General features: G+C 67.8%; 20 protein-coding genes. 16 read left to right on the top strand and 4 right to left on the bottom strand.

Annotation, left to right across the window (positions count from 1 at the left end; genetic code table 11):
• Nucleotides 1–20: 20 nt before the first annotated feature.
• From AC1DNC_RS15155 to AC1DNC_RS15120, 8 genes are all read left to right on the top strand, one after another.
• The gene (locus AC1DNC_RS15155) at nucleotides 21–728 is read left to right on the top strand and encodes a hypothetical protein (RefSeq protein ID WP_476863355.1); all 708 of its coding nucleotides are present in this window, start codon (nucleotides 21–23) and stop codon (nucleotides 726–728) included.
• 224 nt (nucleotides 729–952) lie between these two features.
• Nucleotides 953–2,122, top strand: a complete 1,170-nt coding sequence (gene sucC, locus AC1DNC_RS15150) for an ADP-forming succinate--CoA ligase subunit beta (RefSeq protein WP_476863354.1) — start codon at nucleotides 953–955, stop codon at nucleotides 2,120–2,122.
• A gap of 12 nt (nucleotides 2,123–2,134) precedes the next feature.
• Complete coding sequence (gene sucD, locus AC1DNC_RS15145) at nucleotides 2,135–3,037, top strand: succinate--CoA ligase subunit alpha (RefSeq protein WP_476863353.1); 903 nt, start codon at nucleotides 2,135–2,137, stop codon at nucleotides 3,035–3,037.
• Between the two features lie 177 nt (nucleotides 3,038–3,214).
• Entirely contained in the window at nucleotides 3,215–3,943 is a 729-nt protein-coding gene (locus tag AC1DNC_RS15140; protein ID WP_476863352.1) for a FadR/GntR family transcriptional regulator, read from the top strand.
• A gap of 220 nt (nucleotides 3,944–4,163) precedes the next feature.
• Entirely contained in the window at nucleotides 4,164–5,510 is a 1,347-nt protein-coding gene (locus AC1DNC_RS15135) for an MFS transporter (RefSeq protein ID WP_476863351.1), read from the top strand.
• A 9-nt stretch (nucleotides 5,511–5,519) separates the two neighbouring features.
• Nucleotides 5,520–6,296: an SDR family NAD(P)-dependent oxidoreductase gene (locus tag AC1DNC_RS15130; protein ID WP_476863350.1), complete on the top strand. Its 777-nt coding sequence runs from the start codon at nucleotides 5,520–5,522 to the stop codon at nucleotides 6,294–6,296.
• Nucleotides 6,297–6,358: 62 nt separating this feature from the next.
• The gene (locus tag AC1DNC_RS15125) at nucleotides 6,359–7,864 is read left to right on the top strand and encodes a four-carbon acid sugar kinase family protein (RefSeq protein WP_476863349.1); all 1,506 of its coding nucleotides are present in this window, start codon (nucleotides 6,359–6,361) and stop codon (nucleotides 7,862–7,864) included.
• A complete protein-coding gene (locus tag AC1DNC_RS15120) occupies nucleotides 7,861–8,739 on the top strand; it encodes an NAD(P)-dependent oxidoreductase (protein WP_476863348.1) in 879 nt (292 codons plus the stop codon). The genes AC1DNC_RS15125 and AC1DNC_RS15120 overlap by 4 nt, the downstream gene beginning before the upstream one ends.
• Nucleotides 8,740–8,769: 30 nt before the next feature.
• On the opposite strand, the gene AC1DNC_RS15115 is transcribed toward AC1DNC_RS15120, so the two are convergent.
• Nucleotides 8,770–9,525: a ZIP family metal transporter gene (locus AC1DNC_RS15115; protein ID WP_476863347.1), complete on the bottom strand. Its 756-nt coding sequence runs from the start codon at nucleotides 9,523–9,525 to the stop codon at nucleotides 8,770–8,772.
• Between the two features lie 264 nt (nucleotides 9,526–9,789).
• On the opposite strand from AC1DNC_RS15115, the gene AC1DNC_RS15110 reads away from it, so the two are divergent.
• The 8 genes from AC1DNC_RS15110 (at nucleotide 9,790) to AC1DNC_RS15075 (ending at nucleotide 17,929) form a co-directional block, all read left to right on the top strand.
• Nucleotides 9,790–10,479, top strand: a complete 690-nt coding sequence (locus tag AC1DNC_RS15110) for a GntR family transcriptional regulator (protein ID WP_476863346.1) — start codon at nucleotides 9,790–9,792, stop codon at nucleotides 10,477–10,479.
• Between the two features lie 126 nt (nucleotides 10,480–10,605).
• Complete coding sequence (locus AC1DNC_RS15105; RefSeq protein ID WP_476863345.1) at nucleotides 10,606–11,604, top strand: sugar phosphate isomerase/epimerase family protein; 999 nt, start codon at nucleotides 10,606–10,608, stop codon at nucleotides 11,602–11,604.
• Between the two features lie 50 nt (nucleotides 11,605–11,654).
• A complete protein-coding gene (dhaL, locus tag AC1DNC_RS15100) occupies nucleotides 11,655–13,376 on the top strand; it encodes a dihydroxyacetone kinase subunit DhaL (protein WP_476863344.1) in 1,722 nt (573 codons plus the stop codon).
• Between the two features lie 10 nt (nucleotides 13,377–13,386).
• Complete coding sequence (locus AC1DNC_RS15095; RefSeq protein ID WP_476863343.1) at nucleotides 13,387–13,902, top strand: ribose-5-phosphate isomerase; 516 nt, start codon at nucleotides 13,387–13,389, stop codon at nucleotides 13,900–13,902.
• Nucleotides 13,899–14,852 carry a 3-hydroxyacyl-CoA dehydrogenase family protein gene (locus AC1DNC_RS15090; protein WP_476863342.1) on the top strand — a complete coding sequence of 318 codons (954 nt, stop codon included), beginning with the start codon at nucleotides 13,899–13,901 and terminating at the stop codon, nucleotides 14,850–14,852. Before AC1DNC_RS15095 ends, AC1DNC_RS15090 begins: the two co-directional genes overlap by 4 nt.
• 36 nt (nucleotides 14,853–14,888) lie before the next feature.
• The gene (locus AC1DNC_RS15085) at nucleotides 14,889–15,656 is read left to right on the top strand and encodes an SDR family NAD(P)-dependent oxidoreductase (protein WP_476863341.1); all 768 of its coding nucleotides are present in this window, start codon (nucleotides 14,889–14,891) and stop codon (nucleotides 15,654–15,656) included.
• 88 nt (nucleotides 15,657–15,744) lie between these two features.
• Complete coding sequence (locus AC1DNC_RS15080) at nucleotides 15,745–17,091, top strand: MFS transporter (RefSeq protein WP_476863340.1); 1,347 nt, start codon at nucleotides 15,745–15,747, stop codon at nucleotides 17,089–17,091.
• A 40-nt stretch (nucleotides 17,092–17,131) separates the two neighbouring features.
• On the top strand, nucleotides 17,132–17,929 hold the full coding sequence (locus AC1DNC_RS15075; protein ID WP_476863339.1) for a triose-phosphate isomerase family protein: 798 nt from the start codon (nucleotides 17,132–17,134) through the stop codon (nucleotides 17,927–17,929).
• On the opposite strand, the gene AC1DNC_RS15070 is transcribed toward AC1DNC_RS15075, so the two are convergent.
• The 3 genes from AC1DNC_RS15070 to AC1DNC_RS15060 all read right to left on the bottom strand — a co-directional run bounded on the left by AC1DNC_RS15070 (nucleotide 17,887) and on the right by AC1DNC_RS15060 (nucleotide 19,311).
• Complete coding sequence (locus tag AC1DNC_RS15070; protein ID WP_476863338.1) at nucleotides 17,887–18,369, bottom strand: SRPBCC family protein; 483 nt, start codon at nucleotides 18,367–18,369, stop codon at nucleotides 17,887–17,889. The two genes, AC1DNC_RS15075 and AC1DNC_RS15070, sit on opposite strands and share 43 nt — an antisense overlap.
• On the bottom strand, nucleotides 18,366–18,725 hold the full coding sequence (locus AC1DNC_RS15065; RefSeq protein WP_476863337.1) for an ArsR/SmtB family transcription factor: 360 nt from the start codon (nucleotides 18,723–18,725) through the stop codon (nucleotides 18,366–18,368). Before AC1DNC_RS15065 ends, AC1DNC_RS15070 begins: the two co-directional genes overlap by 4 nt.
• A gap of 136 nt (nucleotides 18,726–18,861) precedes the next feature.
• The gene (locus tag AC1DNC_RS15060; protein ID WP_476863336.1) at nucleotides 18,862–19,311 is read right to left on the bottom strand and encodes a MarR family winged helix-turn-helix transcriptional regulator; all 450 of its coding nucleotides are present in this window, start codon (nucleotides 19,309–19,311) and stop codon (nucleotides 18,862–18,864) included.
• Nucleotides 19,312–19,323: the final 12 nt, after the last annotated feature.

Genomic DNA, 19,323 nt, shown 5'->3' with positions numbered 1-19,323 from the left:
GTATAGAGCTGCCGGGCATAATGGAGCGCATGCGACGGACATCTTTGGGGATCCTGGCTGCGTTCCTAACCCTGACGGCCACGGCGTGCAGCGTCACGCAGAAGGACCCCGATTACGTCCCGCCGGCCCCGCTGCCGGCCTTGGAGCAGCTCAAGCAGGCGCCCCTGACGGACCCGGCGGCCTTGAGTGCCGGCCAGGACTACCTGAGCTTTGTCACGGCGGACCGTAACATCGTCTGCTCGCTGACCTCGGCCCGGGGCGGCCACGTCAACCTGCCCTATGAAGAAAACGGCTTCGGCGGCAGCGGGACGGGCAAGTTCGCAACGGTGCCCGTGGCCCACTGTGAGCTTGCCGCCTACCCGAAACCCGAGGCGAAGGACATCCGCGACGACTGCTCCGGCACCGGCCTCGGTTACCTGGGCGGCACGGCCCTGCTGACCCCGGACGCCGCGGTCTACGGCGAATGCCGCTCCGGCGTCACACAGCAGGAAGCGGAATTCGGTCCCAAGGGCACGCCCAACGGCCCGATCTCCCAGCTTCCGGTCCTTGAAGACGGCAAGAACGTCGAGCGCAACGGCCTGTGCTGCTCTGCCTACAACGGCGGTGTCGCCTGCGGAAACGTGTCCGCCGGGGTCGCGTTCTTCGTTTCGCGCGACCGTTACGAGCTGATCCTTCCGGGCTCCAAACCGGCCTCCCCGACGCCGTCGCAAGCCTCAAAAACCCCGTAATCTAGCGGTTTTTCTACGCTCAATAGAATAGTGTCCTTACTCACATAAGCGGTACTCTGGGTCGGGCTGGTCCCCGCGAAGGACTAGAGTTCCAAAAGGAGCATTGCGCCGTGTGGCTCGTTTCCAAGCTTGTCGCAGGGTGCGTTTATTCCGCAGCCCGGTAACCGCGAATACGCGGGGTCCGGCTGTACAGAAACTACTTCGACGTAGAAGGACACTAAACCGTGGACCTGTTTGAATATCAGGCGCGCGATATGTTCGAGGCGCACGGTGTACCCGTGCTTGCTGGCATCGTGGCGCACACCCCTGAAGAAGCAAAGGCAGCTGCCGAGAAGATCGGCGGCGTAACTGTCGTCAAGGCACAGGTTAAGGTCGGTGGCCGCGGCAAGGCCGGCGGCGTTAAGGTCGCCAAGACCGCTGACGAGGCGCTCGAGCACGCCACCAACATCCTCGGCATGGACATCAAGGGTCACACCGTCAACAAGGTGATGATTGCCCAGGGTGCCGACATCGCCGAAGAATACTACTTCTCCGTCCTGCTGGACCGGGCCAACCGCAACTACCTGGCCATGTGCTCGGTTGAAGGCGGCATGGAAATCGAGCAGCTCGCCGTCGAGCGTCCGGAAGCTTTGGCCAAGGTCGCCATCGATCCCGCCGTCGGCATCGACCAGGCCAAGGCCGACGAGATCGTCGCCGCCGCAGGCTTCGCTGAGGAACTGCGCGGCAAGGTCGCCGCCGTCATCCTCAAGCTCTGGGACGTCTTCAAGAAGGAAGACGCCACCCTCGTGGAGGTCAACCCGCTGGTCAAGACCGGCGCCGGGGACATCGTTGCCCTGGACGGCAAGGTCACCCTCGACGAGAACGCCGACTTCCGCCACCCGAAGCACTCCGCCCTTGAAGACAAGGACGCCGCGGACCCGCTCGAGGCCAAGGCCAAGGCCCAGGACCTCAACTACGTCAAGCTCGACGGCGAAGTTGGCATCATCGGTAACGGTGCAGGCCTGGTTATGTCCACGCTCGACGTCGTCGCCTACGCCGGCGAGAACCACGGCAACGTCAAGCCCGCCAACTTCCTGGACATCGGCGGTGGAGCTTCCGCCGAGGTCATGGCGGCCGGCCTCGACGTCATCCTGGGCGACGAGCAGGTCAAGTCCGTCTTCGTCAACGTCTTCGGCGGCATCACCGCCTGTGACGCTGTCGCCAAGGGCATCGTTGGCGCACTGGCCGAGCTGGGCCACTCGGCCAACAAGCCGCTGGTCGTCCGCCTCGACGGCAACAACGTCGAGGAAGGCCGCCGCATCCTGGCCGAGGCCAACCACCCGCTGGTTACCCTGGCCGCCACCATGGACGAGGGCGCCGACAAGGCTGCCGAGCTCGCCAACGCAGCGAAGTAAAGGGACACGACTATGTCTATTTATCTGAACAAGGACTCCAAGGTCATCGTCCAGGGCATCACCGGCGGCGAAGGCACCAAGCACACCGCCCTCATGCTCAAGGCCGGCACCAACATTGTGGGCGGCGTGAACGCCCGCAAGGCCGGCACCACCGTCCTGCACGGCGACAACGAGATCACCGTCTTCGGCACCGTCAAGGAAGCCATGGCCGAGACCGGGGCTGACGTCTCCATCGTCTTCGTACCGCCGGCCTTCACCAAGGACGCCGTCGTCGAGGCCATCGAGGCAGGCATCGGCCTGGTCGTCGTCATCACCGAAGGCGTGCCGGTCCAGGATTCGGCCGAGTTCTGGGCCCTGGCCCAGTCCAAGGTCGACGCCGATGGCAAGCAGGTCACCCGCATCATCGGGCCGAACTGCCCCGGCATCATCACGCCGGGCGAGGCTCTCGTCGGCATCACCCCGGCGAACATCACCGGCAATGGCCCCATCGGCCTCGTCTCCAAGTCGGGCACCCTGACCTACCAGATGATGTACGAACTGCGCGACCTGGGCTTCTCCACCGCCATCGGCATCGGCGGCGACCCGGTTATCGGCACCACCCACATCGACGCGCTCGAAGCCTTCGAAGCTGACCCGGAGACCAAGGCGATCGTCATGATCGGCGAAATCGGCGGCGACGCCGAAGAGCGTGCGGCTGACTACATCAAGGCCCACGTCACCAAGCCGGTCGTCGGCTACGTGGCTGGCTTCACCGCCCCGGAAGGCAAGACCATGGGCCACGCCGGCGCCATCGTCTCGGGCTCCGCGGGCACCGCCCAGGCCAAGAAGGAAGCCCTCGAGGCTGCCGGCGTCAAGGTCGGCAAGACGCCGTCCGAGACCGCCAAGCTGCTGCGCGAAGTTTACGCGGCACTCTAGGTCCCCAGCACCAAGGCAATGCGGGGTCACCTCCGGCCCGTCCCCTCACCGGGATGGGCGCGGAGGGGCCCCGCGTTTCTTCGTTAAGGTACGACGGCGGCAGGGACCGGCGTCGTGCGTCTAGTAATGTTGGGAAAAGGCAAAGCGCGCCCGTGGGTGCGCAGGCAGGGGATCACGATGGCAGATGCGCGACGGACGCTGGTCGACGTCGTAGTGGACAAAGTCCTCGAGTACATCCTCAGCGGCCAGATCAAGGCCGACGAGGCACTGCCGCCGGAAGCGGACATCGCGAAGGAATCGGGCGTCAGCCGCCTGACCGCACGTGAAGCAATGAAGGTGCTCAAGGCCCAGGACGTCGTCTACGTCAAGCGGGGCCTCGGCACCTTCGTGAATCCGCCCGAGCGCTGGACCGGCCTGGACGCGATCATGCGGGCTGCCTCCCGCGGCGTCGCCTCGGACCAGGTAGCCCTCCGCCTGCTCGAAGTCAGGCGCATGGTCGAGACCGGCGCCGCCGAACTCGCCGCCTCACGCCACAGCCCGGCCGACCTCGCCGCCATGACCGAAAGCGTTGAGCTGATGGAGGCCGCGCACCATTCCGGCGACGTCGACGCGCTGACCCTGGCCGACATTTCCTTCCACGACACCGTGCTGCGGGCATCCGGCAACCCGTTCGTGCCAGCCCTGCTTGGCCAGCTCTCGACCCTGCTTTACGCCATGCGGCGCGAGACCTCGGCGTTCCCGGACGTGCAGCGGCACGCCATCCACCACCACAAGCTGGTCCTGGCCGCTATTGCGGCCGGCGAACCGGCGGCGGCACGCTCGGCGATGGACGCGCACATCACGCAGACCTTCGAGGACTACGAACGCTACCTCGCGGTCTCCAGCCGCGGCGCCGCGGCCAGCTGACCCGCAGCCGGCCCACCCCAGCCGGCGGCTGCGCGGGGGCGTCGTTCCATCGCTGCATTTTTACGAATCCTGTTGACGCCGCATAGCCGTGTGACTAGAATCTCAGATAGATATCAGACATCTGACATCCCAATCACCTCGGAATGCCGCAAGCCAAAGGAGTCTCTATGCGCGCGCACGTCCCTGCCCTGGGCACCCTGATTACCGGTGGAGGCCCGCGATGACCTCCCTGACCGCAGCCCCGGCCCTGAGCGAACTCGGCCAGACCACCCTCCGCAAAGTCCGCCGCCGGCTCATGCCCCTGATTGTCCTGCTGTACTTCGTCGCCTACTTGGACCGCAACAACGTCGGCTTCGCCAAGCTCGGCATGCAGGGCGACATCGGCCTTACCGAAGCCGCCTACGGCCTCGGCGCCGGCATCTTCTTTATCGGCTACGCCCTGCTGGAGATCCCCAGCAACGGCGGCATGTACCGCTACGGCGCCCGTAAGTGGATCGCCCGCATCCTCATCAGCTGGGGTATCTTCGCCACTGCCATGTTCTTGGTCAACGGCGAGACCAGCTTCTACATCGTCCGTTTCCTGCTCGGCGCGGCGGAAGCCGGCTTCTTCCCGGCCATCCTGTTCTACCTGACCCTCTGGTTCCCGGCCGCGCAGCGCGTGACCGTCCTGGGTATCTTCATCCTGGCCCAGCCGATCTCCAACGCCCTCGGCGCGCCGGTGTCGGGCATGCTCCTGGGTCTGGAGGGCGTTGCCGGCCTGCACGGCTGGCAGTGGCTGTACATCATCGAAGGCATCCCGGCGATTGTGCTGGGCATCATCACCCCGTTCGTCATGACCGACCGGCCGGAGCACGCCAAGTGGCTCAAGCCCGAGGAACGCGAGTGGCTCTCCACGACCATGAGCAAGGAACTGGCCGACAAGCAGAAGTCCGGCAAGCACAACTTCCTGGCCGGCCTGAAGGATCCGCGCACCCTCGCGTACTCGGCCCTGTACTTCGGCCTGGTCTGCGGCATCTACGGCCTGGGCCTCTGGCTGCCGACCATCGTCAAGGCGCTGGGCAAGTTCGATACCGTCCAGGTTGGCTTCATCGTCTTCATTCCCTACGCCATCGCGGCCGTGTTCGTCTACTTCTGGAGCAAGCGCTCGGACCGTACGGGCAACCGGGTCTGGCACGCCAGCGCCAGCATGGTGCTTGCCGCCGTCGGCCTGCTCGGCGCAGGCTATCTGCTTCCGGTCAACGCGGTCCTCGCCATGGTCTTCCTGACGCTCGCAGCGATGGGCATCTACTCGGCCATTGCGCCGTTCCTGGCGATGCCTTCGGCGGCTTTGACCGGCGCGGCAGCCGCGGCCGGACTCGCCATGGTGAACTCGCTCGGCAACCTGGGCGGCTTCGTCGCCCCGTACATCGTCGGAATCCTCAAGGACGCTACGGGCAACAGCCAGAGCGGACTGGTCTTCCTGGCCGCCTGCCTCGCGATCACCGCCGTCGCCACCTACCTCTACGCCCGCAACCGCCCGGAAGGCGTCTCTGCCGCCGCGGCCCATTCCGTCACTGAAAGCCACTAGGAACCACCCATGACTGAAAACACCACCTTCCCCGCCGAACGCACGGTCGTCCTCACCGGCGCCGCCTCCGCCCGCGGCATTGGTCGCGCCACGGCAGACCGACTGGCCCGCGACGGCTGGTCGATCGCGATCCTGGACATCAACGCCGAGGACGCCCAGGCCGCCGCAGCCGAGATCGGCTCCAACCGGGCCGTCAAGGCGATCGGCGTGGGGGCCGACGTCTCGGACGAAGCCTCCGTGGACCGGGCCATCACCGAGGTCGAGCAGACGCTGCCGCCGATCGTCGGCCTGGCCAACCTGGCCGGCATCAGCTCACCGACTCCGTTCATGGAAACGTCCGTCGCCGAATGGGACAAGGTCTTCGCGATCAACATGCGCGGCACCTTCATCGTTTCGCAGCGGGTCCTGAAGGGCATGATCGAACGACGCCTCGGCCGGATTGTCAGCGTCTCCTCGATCTCCGCCCAGCGCGGCGGCGGAACGTTCTCCAAGGTCGCATACAGCGCCTCCAAGGCCGGGATCCTCGGCTTCACCCGTGCCCTGGCCCGCGAAGTCGGCGAGTTCGGCATCACCGTGAACGCCGTGGCACCGGGCCCGATCGACACCGACATCATGGGCGGCACGCTGACTGAAGAGCGCAAGGCCGCCATGTCCGAGGGCATCATGATGGGCCGGGTCGGCACCCGCGACGAAGTCGCTGCCCTGATGGCCTTCCTGCTCAGCGAGGACGCCGGTTACATCACCGCCGCGACCTACGACATCAACGGCGGCCTGCAGGTCTCCTGACCCCGCATGCTTCACGACGTGCCGTGCGGCTTCGGCCGCACGGCACCCGGAAGGACCACAGCATGACCCACGAAACCCACTCCGACGGACACCAGCCGGCACAGCCGGGCGCACACGCCGCCCCCGCTGCAGCCTTCCCCGAGCCCGTCCGTCTGCCCGATGCCCGGCAACGGATCCGCGACTACCGCGCCGCGACCGGCCGGCGGACCGCAGTGCTCGACGACGATCCGACCGGCTCGCAGTCCGTGCACGGCGTCTCCGTCGTCACCGTGCTTGAGGCAGACGAATACGCCGCGGCCCTGGCGCAGCCCGAATCGACCTGCTTCATCCTGACCAACACCCGCAGCCTCGACGAGGCCGACGCCGTCGCCCTGAACCAGGCCGCCGGCAGGGCCCTCTTCGAGCTCGAGCAGCGGCTCGGCGCACCCCTGGACCTGGTCAGCCGCAGCGACTCGACGCTCCGCGGCCACGTGATGGCCGAAATCCGCACCCTCGACGCCGTCCGGCGCGAGGTCACCGGGCACGGCTTCGACGGCGTCCTGCTGGCGCCGTCCTACTTTGAGGCCGGACGTTTCACCGCCGGGGACGTGCACTGGGCCATCGTCGGCGGGGAACCCGTCCCCGCCGGAGACACCGAGTTCGCCAAGGACGCGACGTTCGGGTACCAGTCGTCCGACCTGAAGTATTTCGTCGCGGAAAAGAGCGGCGGCACCGTCACGCCGGAGCAGGTGCTCAGCATCAGCCTCGAGGACATCCGGACCGGCGGCGAGGACCGGGTTGCCGAGATCCTGCGTTCTGCCAGCGGGCTGCAGCTCATCATCGTCAACGCTACCGAGTTCGCCGACCTGGAAATCGTCGTCCTGGGCCTGCAGCAGGTCCAGCGCGAGGGCAAAGTCTTCCTGCACCGCACCGGACCGTCATTTGTCCGCGCGCTCGCAGGGCTGGACCCCAAGCCCGTCCTGCAGGCGCAGGACATCTGGCCCGCCGGACGCCCGGCCGGCCACGGGCTCGCCGTCGTGGGCTCCCACGTGGGCCAGACGGCACGCCAGGTCGCAGCGGCGCAGGCCCGGGGCGGGGTCACCGAGGTCGAACTGTCCGTCGCAGAACTCGTCAACCCTGCCACCCGCGGCGCGCACATCGCGGACACCGCGGCCCGGGTGGTCAGCGCCCTCGCCGACTCCGATGTCCTGCTCTACACCTCGCGGTCGTTGCTCAAGGGCGCGGACGCCGCCGCAAGCCTCGAGATCGCCCGCAGCGTCTCCGCCGCCCTGATCGAGGTGGTCCAGGCTGCCCTGGCCGCCAACCCGGCCTGGGTGATCGCCAAGGGCGGCATCACATCGCACGACGTCGCCGTCCGCGGCCTCGGCATCAGGCGCGCCACCGTGCTGGGCCAGCTTTTCCCGGGCATGGTCTCGGTGCTCCGGCCCGACGAAGCCGCCCCCGGCGTGCAGGGCATGCCGTACGTCGTTTTCGCGGGCAATGTCGGCGACGAGAACGCGCTCGCCGACACCATCGAACTGTTCCGTGGCACCACGTCCGCGGCACCAGGAAAGGAAGTAACGCCATGACCAAGGTCGGATGGATCGGACTGGGCGCAATGGGCGGACCCATGGCGGTGGTCCTCGCCGAAGCCGGACACGAGGTCGCGGCCTTTGACGTCGCCGAAGGACGGGCGCAGTCGCTCGCGGTTCCCGGCCTCGTGCCGGCAGCCACAGCCAAGGAAGCCGTGGCAGAGGCCGACGCCGTCGCCCTGATGGTGGCGACGCCGGCCCAGGCCGACGCCGTGCTCTTCGGCCCCGACGAACTGGCAGCGGCCCTGCGCCCGGGCACTGTGGTCCTGCTGATGGCCACCGTTGGGCCGGCCGCCGTGGTGTCCCTGGCAGAGCGGCTGGCGCCGTTCGACGTCGAACTGGTCGACGCGCCGGTCTCCGGCGGCACCAAGCGTGCTGCCACCGGCGAGCTGCTGATGATGGTCAGCGGCTCCGAACGGGCACTGGCTGCGGTGCGGCCGCTGCTGGACGCGATGGCAAGCTCCGCTCCCGTAGTGGGCCCAAACGTGGGCGACGGGCAGAAGGTCAAGCTGGTCAACCAGCTGCTTTGCGGCGTACACATCGCCGTGGCGGGGGAGGCCCTGGCGTTCGCCGAGGCGCTCGGCCTGGACCCGAAGCAGACCTGGGAGGTGCTGCGCTCCGGTGCGGCGGCGTCGTTCATGTTCGATGACCGGGGATCCCGCATGGTTGACCCGGAGAACACCGAGGTCCGCAGCGCGCTGGACATTTTCGTCAAGGACATGGGGCTGGTGGTGGAAGCGGCGCGGGACAGCACCTACCCTGCTCCGCTCGCCGCCGCGGCCGAACAGCTCTACCTGAGCGGCCGGCGGGCGGGCCTGGGCCGGCGGGACGATTCGTCCGTGATCGAGGTGCTGCGCGGACTCCAGCGCTGACCAGCGGCGGCCAAGGGCCGGGGGCTTCTTTCAGCCCCCGGCCTGGCTGATGGTGAAGGCCGCCAGGAAGCCGACAGCAGCAATCAGGCCCGTCAGGACATGGTGTTCCTCGAAAGCCTCCGGGATCATGGTGTCGGCAAGCATGGCCAGGATCGCGCCGGCGGCAATGGCGGTGATGAAAGCGACCATTTCAGCCGGGGCGTTCTGCAGGCTGGCATAGCCAATCAGCGACGCCAGCCCGGAAATGAGGGCAATCCCGCCCCACACGCCGAAGACGTAGCCCGCACTGCGGCCGGATTTTTTCATCCCCGCGGTGCTGGAGAGCCCCTCCGGAACGTTGGAGATGAACACGGCCGCGAGCACCGCCGCGCTGACGGATCCGCCCGAGACGAGACCAAGCCCCAGGACGACGGATTCGGGAATGCCGTCCAGCAGGGCTCCGATCGCGATGGCTGTGCCGCTGCCCGGCTTGTCCTTTTCAGAGGGCTGCTTTCCGCCGGAGCGTTTCCTGTGTTTGGCTCCCCGCCGGGCCAGCAGGGCGTTCGCCCCGACATAGACCAACGCTCCGGCAAGGAAGCCGGCCACGGTCGGCCAGAGCCCGCCGCCGCGTTCCGCCTCATCGACCAGGTCAAACGAGAGGGCGGAGATCAGGACTCCGGCGCCGAAGGACATGATGCTGGAGACGACTTTCGGAGCGATGGTCCACTTCCAGGCAATGGCCGACCCCAGGACGAGGGCCGCGCCCGCTACGGTTCCCCATAACAGGGCTTGCACCCATGTGGGCATCTTCTTCCACCTTCCATGTCTTCCACCACCCCGGCACCAGCTCCCGCAAAGCACGGCGGCACAAAGCCGCAGGGGAGCCCGCGCCTCGATCAGGACAATATAAGCATGCTTTCTAAGATGGTCCCTCGTGCCGCAGTGTGCAAATGCCCCGGCGCCAGCAGTGTCGTCCTTGAGCGTAAAAGCCAGCCAACGGCGCCCGGCGAACGGGGAGCTGTGCCGTTCGCCGGGACGCCCATCGTCGCGGGGCGGCTATAGGATTTCAGTATGGCAATCAAGGAACCGGGCCCCCGCGGCGTTAACAGGCAGGTCCTGGCCGACCACGTCTACGACGCGATTCTCGTCGCGTTGATGGACGGCCGGCTGCAGGCCGGAACTCCGGTCAGCATCGACGGGATGGCCCGGGAACTGGACGTTTCGCCGACGCCTGTACGGGAGGCCCTGGCCCGGCTCGAGTCCACCGGCATGGTGCGGCGCATGGCCCTGCGCGGCTACCGGGTAGCGCCGCTCTTTACCGCCTCCGAACTGGCGGACCTGATGGACGCGCGCCTGGTGATCGAACCGGCCAACGCCTTCATGGCCTGCAGCCACGCCGACGCCGATCTCACCGCCCAGTTGGGGCAAGCCATCGATGACCTCAAAGCCGCCCCGCGGGGGCCGTCCTTCGCCGAGTTCCGCTCCTACTGGGAGGCCGACGAACGGTTCCACCGGCTCATCGCCGAGCACGCCAACAACCAGTTCCTGCTTTCCGCCTACAACGCACTCGGCGGCCAGGTGCAGCGCTTCCGCTTCTTCGGCGGCCTCGGCGTTACCGACGCGGACTTCGCGATCGCCGAACACACCGAGATCCTCCGGGCCTTTGAGGCCGGCGACGCCGACCTCGCGCGCCGGATGATGATCGCGCACATCGAAGGCGTCAAACAGCGCTCGCAGCACGACAGGGAAGTGCTCAGCTAGGCAGGCAGCCAAGCCCAGACCAGGCGGCCGGCTCGGCAGCCAGGCGCCCACTCCTTGAAAAACCCTTGACAAGCTTTCCTATCGGGTGAATCCTATAGGAAATGTGATTCAAGATTTGGAGTGACGATGTCGTACACCGCCGAAAACTGGCCCATCACCGCGGCCCTGTTGCAGTTCCCGGGTGTCCGCCCGGACGGAACCTCCGTCCAGGATGCCCCTGCCGCCGAGTGGCAGCAGGTGTTCGAGGAAGTCGCCGATGCGGGCTTTGCCAACGCCGACCTGACCGACAGCTGGGTACGCCCGGGTGATCTCAGCACTGCCCGGCTGGACGAACTCACGGCGGCCGCCCGCCACGCCGGCGTCGGCCTGCCGGCCATCTCCGCGATCCGCCGCAGCGTGATCGATGAGGCCAACTGGGAAGACAACCTGGCCTACACCCACCGCACCCTCGACGCCGCCGCGCAGCTGGGCTGCGAAGTCGTTTCGATCGGCCTGCACCAGGCCCTGACCCCGGCCCAGCGCGAACAGCTCTGGTTCTGGACCGTGGAGGGCCACAAGGATCCGGTGGGGGACAAGGAGACCTGGAACAAGGCCGTCACCCGCATCCGCGAAGTCGGCCGGCACGCCGCAGAACTCGGCCTCCTGGTTTCCCTCGAAATGTACGAGGACACCTACCTCGGGACCGCCGACTCCTCGGTGCAGCTGGTCCAGGACATCGACCTGCCGAACGTCGGGCTGAACCCGGATATCGGCAACCTGATCCGCCTGCACCGTCCCATCGAGGACTGGCGCGAGATGGTCCACAAGACGCTGCCCTACGCCAACTACTGGCACGTGAAGAACTACATCCGGGACGAAAACCGCGCCAAGGACCAGTACGTCGCCATGCCCGCACCGATGGAATCCGGCCTCATCAGCTACCGCGAGGCCTTCCAGTTCGCCATCTCGGTCGGCTTCCAGGGGATCATCTGCACCGAGCACTACGGCGGCGACGGACTCAGCGTCACCGCCGCCAACCAGGACTACCTGCGCCGCCAGGTCCTGCCCAAGCGCGACGGATACGCCCTCGGCACGTCCCTGGTAGCCCAGGGCCGGCAGCTCCCGGCGGCCGTCCCCGCAGTCTAGGACGACGGCGGCTCGCAAAGCCGCCGTCCCAACCGGTTCAACGAGGAATCATGACCAAGATATTTGACGATCCCGCGAGCTTCGCGGACGACGCCCTCGACGGCTTTGCCGCCGCCCACCGCCAGTACGTGGCACGGGTGGACGGCGGGGTGGTCCGTTCCACCGAGACTCCGGCCGGCCAGGTCGCCCTGGTAATCGGCGGGGGGTCGGGGCACTACCCGGCCTTCGCCGGCCTGGTCGGCGCCGGACTGGCTGCCGGCAGCGCCTGCGGCAACATGTTCGCCTCGCCGTCCGCCGGTCAGGTTTACCGCGTGGCCAAGGCCGCGGAGACCGGCGGCGGGGTGCTGCTGAGCTACGGCAACTACGCCGGGGACGTGCTGCACTTCGGCCAGGCGCAGGACAAGCTCAACGCCGAGGGCATCGAGACCCGCACCGTACTGGTCACCGACGACATCGCCAGCGCCCCGCTGGCCGAGATCGGCAAGCGCCGCGGCATCGCCGGGGACCTGACCGTCTTCAAGGTCGCCGGCGCCGCCGCCGAGGCCGGACTGGACCTGGACGAGGTGGAGCGGCTGGCCATCAAGGCAAACCATCACACCCGGTCCCTGGGCGTCGCCTTCGCCGGCTGCACCCTGCCGGGCGCCGCGGAACCGCTGTTCACGGTGCCCGAGGGCATGATGTCCGTGGGCCTCGGCATCCACGGCGAACCGGGGATCTCCGAGCAGCCGCTGCCGACGGCCAGCGAACTGGCAGCGCTGCTGGTGGAAGGACTGCTCAAGGACAAGCCGGAGGCTGCGGGACGCCGGGTCGTGCCGATCCTCAACGGCCTGGGCACGGTCAAATACGACGAGCTGTTCGTGCTGTTCGGCAAGATCGAAGGCCTGCTGACCGCCGCCGGCCTGGAGATCGTGGAGCCGGAATGCGGCGAGCTGGTCACCAGCCTGGACATGTCCGGGCTGTCCTTGACGCTGTTCTGGCTGGATCCGGAGCTGGAGAAGTTCTGGTCCGCCCCCGCAGACACCCCCGCCTTCCGCAAGGGCAACCTCGCTCCGCGCCGGGCCCGGACCGTCTCCTCGCAGGCCGACGCCGACGCGGCGCCGGTCCTGGCTGCCACGGCGGCGTCGACCACGCTGGCCGCCACTGCGGTCGGCGTGCTGAAGGTGGCCCAGTCGGTCGTCGTCGAGCACGAGGAAGCCCTCGGCAAACTCGACGCTATTGCCGGCGACGGGGACCACGGCATCGGCATGCGCCGCGGCGTGGACGCCGCCGTCGCCGCGGCGGAACAATCGCACGCAGCCGGAGCCGGGCTGGAAGAAGTCCTGGCAGCGGCCGGCGAGCAGTGGGCCGAGCGCGCCGGAGGCACCTCGGGAGCCCTCTGGGGAGCAGCGGTCACCGCCGTCGGACGTGCCCTGGGCAGCAAGGATACGTACACCCCTTCGGACGCAGCCGCCGCCGTCGACGCCCTCCGGGACGCCATCATCACCCTCGGCAAGGCCGAAGCCGGTGACAAGACGATGGTGGACGCCTTGCTTCCCTTCGCCGACGTTTTCAACCGCGCGATCGGCGACGGCGACGGCGTGGCCCGCAGCCTGCGGACCGCGGCCGACGCGGCCGCCCAGGCTGCCGAGGCCACGGCGGCGCTCAGCCCCAAGAAAGGCCGGGCCCGCCCGCTGGCCGAGAAGAGCCTGGGCCACCCGGACCCCGGCGCCGTATCTTTCGGCCTGATCGCCGGCCGCGTGGCCGACTACGCCGCCTCGATCGAACGCAGCTAAGGAGCAGCACATGACAAAGACCACCCAAGCCACCAGCGCCGAGGCCCAGCCCGGCTGGCGGATCGTCGTCGGCAACGACGAAGCCGGCGTCGAATACAAGAACGCACTGCGGGAACTGCTCGAGGCGGATCCGCGCGTCGCCTCGGTGGAGGACGTCGGCGTCGGACCCGACGACACCACCGCCTACCCGCACCTGGCCGTCGCGGCTGCCCGGAAGGTTGCCGCCGGCGAGGCCGACCGTGCCCTGCTGATCTGCGGGACCGGGCTGGGCGTGGCCATCTCTGCCAACAAAGTTCCCGGCATCCGCGCCGTCACCGCGCACGACAGCTACTCCGTGGAGCGCTCCGTGCTGTCCAACAACGCGCAGGTGCTGACCATGGGCCAGCGCGTGATCGGCCTGGAACTGGCCAAGAAGCTGGTCGGCGAATGGCTGGGCCACCGCTTTGATGACACCTCCGCATCCGCGGCGAAGGTGGACGCAATCCACTCCTATGAAGGTGCCTCGGAAGGACTTGAAATCAAATGACCACTCGTAACATCGCCGTCGTCGGTTCCGGCTACATGGGCGGCGGCATCGCGCAGGTCCTGGCCCTCGCCGGCGCCCGCGTCGCCCTCGCCGACGTCTCCGCCGAGATCGCCCAAAGCAACTACGAGCGGCTGCTCAAGGAAGCCGACGAGTTCGTCGCGGCCGGGCTGTTCCCGGCTGGCTCGGCCGAGAAGCTCAAGGAAAACCTCTGGGCCGCGAAAGACATCGAAGAGGCCGTCGCCGACGCCGAATACATCGAAGAAGCCGTGCCCGAGGTCCTGGAGATCAAGCACGCCACCCTGGGCCGGATCAGCGCCGCCGCGCGACCGGACGCCATCATCGGCTCCAACACCTCCACCATTTCCATCGCGAAGCTGGCCGAGGCTGTGGCGAACCCGGAACGATTCCTGGGCGTCCACTTCTCCAACCCCGCCCCGTTCATCCCCGGCGTGGAAGTTATCCCGCACGCCGGCACCGCCGAGGCCACCGTCGAAACCGCCCGTGCCATCGTGGGGGAGACCCGCAAGGAAACCGCGACCGTCAAGGACGTCACCGGCTTCGTGCTCAACCGCCTGCAGTACGCCCTCTTCCACGAGGCCGCGCAGGTGGTCGAGGAAGGCATCGCCACGGCCGAGGACGTGGACACCATGGTCCGCACCACGTTCGGCTTCCGGCTGCCCTTCTTCGGCCCGTTCGCAATCGCGGACATGGCCGGGCTGGACGTGTACGCCTTCTGCTACAAGTCGCTGCAAACCGGCTTCCCGGAGCGCTTTGCCACCCCGCAGATCCTGCAGGAAAAGGTCGACGCCGGCCAGCTCGGCACCAAGACCGGCTCGGGCTTCCTCAACGTTCCCGCGGACCGGACCGCCGCCCTGGTGGCATACCGGAACAAGGCCTACGTCGCGATGCAGAAGCTGATCGAGGAACTCGGCCCTGCGCCCCTCGGCTAAGCCCTGCCCTCACTGAACAATCCCAAGGAGACTTCCATGACCACCTTCCCCGCAGACCGCACCGTAATCGTGACCGGCGCCGTCTCCGAGCGCGGCATCGGCCGGGCCACCGCGGACTACCTCGCCGAGCGCGGCTGGAACATCGGCGTGATCGACCTGGACGATGCTGCCAGCAAAGCCCTGGCCAAGGACCTGGCCGAAAAGCACGGCATCAAAGCCCACGGCGCCGGAGCCAACATCGGCGACGAGGCCTCGGTCCGCGCCGCGATCGACGAGATCGAGGCCGAACTGCCGCAACTCGTCGCCCTGGCCAACGTCGCCGGCGTCAGCTCACCGGTGCCGTACCTCGAACTGGACGCCGCCGAATGGGACCGGGTGCTCAACATCAACATGAACGGGGTGCACTACGCCACCCGCCGGGCCGCCGAATCGATGGTGAAGAACCGGCTGGGCCGGATCGTCAACATCTCCTCGGTCTCCGCCCAGCGCGGCGGCGGCACCTTCAGCAAGACCCCGTACTCGGTGGCGAAGGCCGGCGTGATCGGCCTGACCCGCGCCACGGCCCGCGAACTGGGCGAGTACGACATCACCGTCAACGCCATCTCACCGGGCCCGATCGACACCGACATCATGGGCGGCACCCTCAGCGAGGACCGCAAGGAAGAGCTCGTCAAGGACCTGGTGGTGAACCGGGTGGGCAGCACCCGCGACATCGCCGCGGCCATCCACTTCCTGATCGGCGAGGATGCGGGCTACATATCCGGCCAGACGCTCAACGTCGACGGCGGCCTGTACATGCACTGACGGCCCCCGATCCCGGGAGCATGCACCAAACCGCGGGCCGCCGGCCCGCGGGGGAACCACCCCACCTCATCACTCGAAGGAGAGTGCTGTGTCCGTAACAACCGCAACATCCAAGGAGCTTCTGGCCCGTCCGGTCCTGAAGTCCGCGATTTCCAAGGCGGCCCGCCGGCTGATGCCGATGCTGGTCATTCTGTACGTCGTCTCGTTCCTGGACCGGACCAATGTCGGCTTCGCCGAAGCGGCCCTGGGCGCGGACAAAGGCGTGTCCGCCGGAGCCTTCGCCCTTGGCGCCGGCATCTTCTTCATCGGCTACGCCATCTTCGAGATTCCCAGCAACCTGCTGTTGAAGAAGGTCGGGGCCAAGATCTGGCTGGCGCGCATCGCGATCACCTGGGGCATCGTCTCCGCGTGCTTCGCCTTCGTGCAGGGCGAGACCTCGTTCGTGATCCTGCGGTTCCTCCTCGGCGTGACCGAGGCCGGGCTCTTCCCGGGCGTCATCATGTATCTCGCCGAGTGGTTCCCGAACAAGGTGCGCGTGCAGATGTTCGCCATCTTCTACCTGGCCCAGCCGTTCTCCCAGATGATCGGCAACCCGCTCTCCGGCTGGCTGATCAACATCGGCGACCAGGTGCCGGGCCTGCGTGGCTGGCAGGTGATGTTCTTCGTCGAGGGCCTGCTCGCTGTCCTGGCCGGTATCGCGGCGTTCTTCTTCCTGATCAACGGTCCGGAGAAGGCCAAGTTCCTCAGCGGCGAAGAGAAGTTTGCGCTCAAGGAAGTCATGGCGCTGGAGGACAACATCAAGGATGAAACCGGCCCCCGCGGCATCCTCGCCGCGATGCGCAACGGCCGGGTCTGGTACTTCACCGCGATCTACTTCTGCCTGCAGATCGCCGTCTACGGCGTGACGTTCTTCCTGCCGCAGCAGGTCTCCTCCCTGACCGGACAGAAGGTGGGCCTTGCGGTCGGCCTGCTGATCGCCGTGCCTTGGTTCTTCGGCATCTTCTCCTGCTACTTCATCGGCAAGGCTGCCAACACCGTGGCCAAACGGCGCAAGTTCGGCACCGCGCTGTTCATCTCCACCGGCCTGTGCATCTTCGGTTCGGCCTGGGCCGGCACCAACCACCAGCCGGTGCTGGGCATGATCTTCATTACCCTGGCAGTCTGCAGCTTCCTGGCCGTCGGCCCCGTGGTCTGGTCCTACCCGACGGCGTTCCTCGCCGGTTCCGCTGCGGCGGCGGGCATCGGCCTGATCAACTCGCTGGGCAACCTGGGCGGCTTCGTCGCCCCGATCCTGCGCACCGCGGTCAACGAGGCCACGCAGTCGCCCACCGGCTCGATGGGCGTCTACGCCCTGGGCGTCCTGCCCTTCGTGGCGGCGGCGATGATGTTCGCCACCAAGCGGTTCCGGAACAAGGCAGACGAACTGCTGGACTAAGTCCGGTCCCGTAGCCGGCCGCCCCACCCGAAGGAGACCCATGAGCCGCACCTCCGGCGCCAGCGCCACGCCCCTGTACATCGGTGTCAGCACCAAGATGTACCTGGGCTACCAGCAAAGCCTGCGCTGGCTGTCGGAGGTGCGCGCCGTGGTGGACAGCCGTCCCGCCCTGGCCGCGGACCGGGACGTGCGGGTGTTCGTCATCCCGTCCTTCCCGGTCCTGGCCGAGGCGGGGAACATCCTGGCCGGCTCGCCGGTGCTCCTTGGTGCCCAGAACTGCGCCTGGGGTGACGGGCCGCTAACCGGGGAGGTGAGCCCCGGGATGCTGGCGGAACTTGGCGTCTCGCTGGTGGAGATCGGCCACGCGGAGCGCCGGGCACAGTTCGGCGAGGACAGCGGCGTCGTGGCCCGCAAGGTCCGGGCCGCCGTCGACGCCGGGCTGACGCCGCTGCTGTGCATCGGCGAGCCCGGCAGGCTCGCCCCGGAGGAAGCTGCGGACTTCTGCCTGGAGCAGGTCCGCTCCGCGACCGGAGGCGACGAATCGCTGACGCCCGGACTCGTCCTGGCCTACGAACCGGTCTGGGCAATCGGCGCCGACCAGCCCGCCGACCCCGGGTACGTCAACGCGGTGATCGGGCGCATCCGCGAAGGCCTCGGCGCGGCCGCCTGCCCCATCATTTACGGCGGCAGCGCGGGGCCGGGGCTGCTGCCGGAGCTGGCAGCGGCGGACGGGCTTTTCCTGGGCCGCTTTGCGCACGACGCCGGAAACCTCGGCCGGGTGCTGGATGAAGCCCTTCAGGCCCCCGCACCGGCGAGCAGTTCCTCGAGCCGCTCGTAGGCTTCGGTGAGGCCGCCTTCCATCCCGGACTGAGCCATGCCGTCGCGGGCGGCCAGGCTGGGGTAGACCGCATGCGCGCTCAGCCGGGTGCGGCCGCCGCCCAGGTCCCGGAAGGTGAGGTACTCGATGCTGACCACGTCCGGGTATCCGCCGTATTCGAAGGTCTGGACGGCGAAGTCGTTGTCCCGGACGGTGTGGAAGACCCCGCTGAAGAGGTGCGCGACGCCGTCGGGCCCGGTGTGCGTGTAACGGTAGCTGCCGCCGGTGCGGAAATCGTAGTAGTCCACTTCCATCGCGAGCCGGCGGGGGCCGAGCCACTGGACGACCAGCTCGGGTTCCTTGTGGGCGCGAAAGACGTCGGCCACGGGAAAGTCGAACTCCCGCTCAAAGTCGATGAACGGCAAGCCTTCCGGAACGGTGATTTTCAGGGCGTTGCTCATGATGAGTCCTTTGCCTGGGTGCCGCTCGCAGCGGCCTGGGATTGGAGCACGGCTTCGAGGCTGCGGAACTGCTCCTCGCGGACCAGCCGGTACCGGTCGATCCAAGCGGTGAGCGCCTCCAACCGTGCGGGGTTCAGGTGGACGGGCCGGCGCTGGGCGTCCCGCGTGCGCGTGACCAGCCCCGCCTGCTCGAGGACCTGGATGTGCTTCGAAACCGCCTGCTTGGTGATCGCGAAGGGTTCCGCCAATTCGTTAACCGTGGCCGGGCCGCGGCTGAGCCGGGCGATGATGTGGCGGCGGACGGGATCGGCCAGCGCCAGGAAGGCGGAGTCGAGGTGCTCGTCGTCGTCGGCCATGGGTGAAGCTCCGTATTCTCCAACCAATCGAGGTACGCAACCAGCAGTATTCACTATTCAACTGATTGGTTGATCAACCTCTTGGTTGTTTAACGGTACGCCTCGAGCCGGCCGGCGGGCAAGGGTTTAGCCGGCTTTAGACCCCAGCGTGCAGGCGGGGGAGCGCGTCCACCAGTGCGGCGAGCTCCGGAACCTCCTGGGCCTGGGCCAGGGCCCGCTCCAGGGTGTGGTCGTGAACCGGCCGTGCCTGCTCCAGCAGCTCGATCCCGCTGGGCGTGAGTTCGGTGTAGATCCCGCGGCGGTCGTCCGCGCAAAGGATCCGGGTCAACAGGCCGCGTTCCTCGAGCCGGTTGACCAGCCGCGTGGTGGCGCTGGGGCTCAGGGCCGTGGCGCGGGCAAGCTGCTGCATCCGCATGTGCCAGCCGTCCTGGCGGCTCAACGCGTCCAGCACGGTGTACTCAACCACCGAGAGCTGCGCTTCGGCCTGCAGTGAGCGTTCCAGCTCCGCCTCGATCAGCCCGTGCAGCGCCGCGAGGGTCCGCCAGCCTTGCGCCCGGACCTCGACAGCGTCGTCCTTGATGCCCATCTGTTGTGCTCC

The organism is Arthrobacter sp. 01N442, from assembly GCF_056399345.1.
Note: the sequence above shows the minus strand (reverse complement) of the source record. Positions and strands in the feature narration are given on the sequence as shown.

What these genes read in the sequence shown, in the direction of transcription:
- AC1DNC_RS15075 (WP_476863339.1), top strand. Translation starts at nt 17,132, where the DNA reads ATGAGCCGCACCTCCGGCGCCAGCGCCACGCCCCTGTACATCGGTGTC.
- AC1DNC_RS15110 (WP_476863346.1), top strand. Translation starts at nt 9,790, where the DNA reads ATGGCAATCAAGGAACCGGGCCCCCGCGGCGTTAACAGGCAGGTCCTG.
- AC1DNC_RS15070 (WP_476863338.1), bottom strand. Translation starts at nt 18,369, where the DNA reads ATGAGCAACGCCCTGAAAATCACCGTTCCGGAAGGCTTGCCGTTCATC.
- AC1DNC_RS15155 (WP_476863355.1), top strand. Translation starts at nt 21, where the DNA reads ATGGAGCGCATGCGACGGACATCTTTGGGGATCCTGGCTGCGTTCCTA.
- AC1DNC_RS15105 (WP_476863345.1), top strand. Translation starts at nt 10,606, where the DNA reads ATGTCGTACACCGCCGAAAACTGGCCCATCACCGCGGCCCTGTTGCAG.
- dhaL (WP_476863344.1), top strand. Translation starts at nt 11,655, where the DNA reads ATGACCAAGATATTTGACGATCCCGCGAGCTTCGCGGACGACGCCCTC.
- AC1DNC_RS15115 (WP_476863347.1), bottom strand. Translation starts at nt 9,525, where the DNA reads ATGCCCACATGGGTGCAAGCCCTGTTATGGGGAACCGTAGCGGGCGCG.
- AC1DNC_RS15065 (WP_476863337.1), bottom strand. Translation starts at nt 18,725, where the DNA reads ATGGCCGACGACGACGAGCACCTCGACTCCGCCTTCCTGGCGCTGGCC.
- AC1DNC_RS15095 (WP_476863343.1), top strand. Translation starts at nt 13,387, where the DNA reads ATGACAAAGACCACCCAAGCCACCAGCGCCGAGGCCCAGCCCGGCTGG.
- AC1DNC_RS15085 (WP_476863341.1), top strand. Translation starts at nt 14,889, where the DNA reads ATGACCACCTTCCCCGCAGACCGCACCGTAATCGTGACCGGCGCCGTC.
- AC1DNC_RS15125 (WP_476863349.1), top strand. Translation starts at nt 6,359, where the DNA reads ATGACCCACGAAACCCACTCCGACGGACACCAGCCGGCACAGCCGGGC.
- AC1DNC_RS15090 (WP_476863342.1), top strand. Translation starts at nt 13,899, where the DNA reads ATGACCACTCGTAACATCGCCGTCGTCGGTTCCGGCTACATGGGCGGC.
- sucD (WP_476863353.1), top strand. Translation starts at nt 2,135, where the DNA reads ATGTCTATTTATCTGAACAAGGACTCCAAGGTCATCGTCCAGGGCATC.
- AC1DNC_RS15060 (WP_476863336.1), bottom strand. Translation starts at nt 19,311, where the DNA reads ATGGGCATCAAGGACGACGCTGTCGAGGTCCGGGCGCAAGGCTGGCGG.
- AC1DNC_RS15140 (WP_476863352.1), top strand. Translation starts at nt 3,215, where the DNA reads ATGGCAGATGCGCGACGGACGCTGGTCGACGTCGTAGTGGACAAAGTC.
- AC1DNC_RS15135 (WP_476863351.1), top strand. Translation starts at nt 4,164, where the DNA reads ATGACCTCCCTGACCGCAGCCCCGGCCCTGAGCGAACTCGGCCAGACC.
- AC1DNC_RS15130 (WP_476863350.1), top strand. Translation starts at nt 5,520, where the DNA reads ATGACTGAAAACACCACCTTCCCCGCCGAACGCACGGTCGTCCTCACC.
- AC1DNC_RS15120 (WP_476863348.1), top strand. Translation starts at nt 7,861, where the DNA reads ATGACCAAGGTCGGATGGATCGGACTGGGCGCAATGGGCGGACCCATG.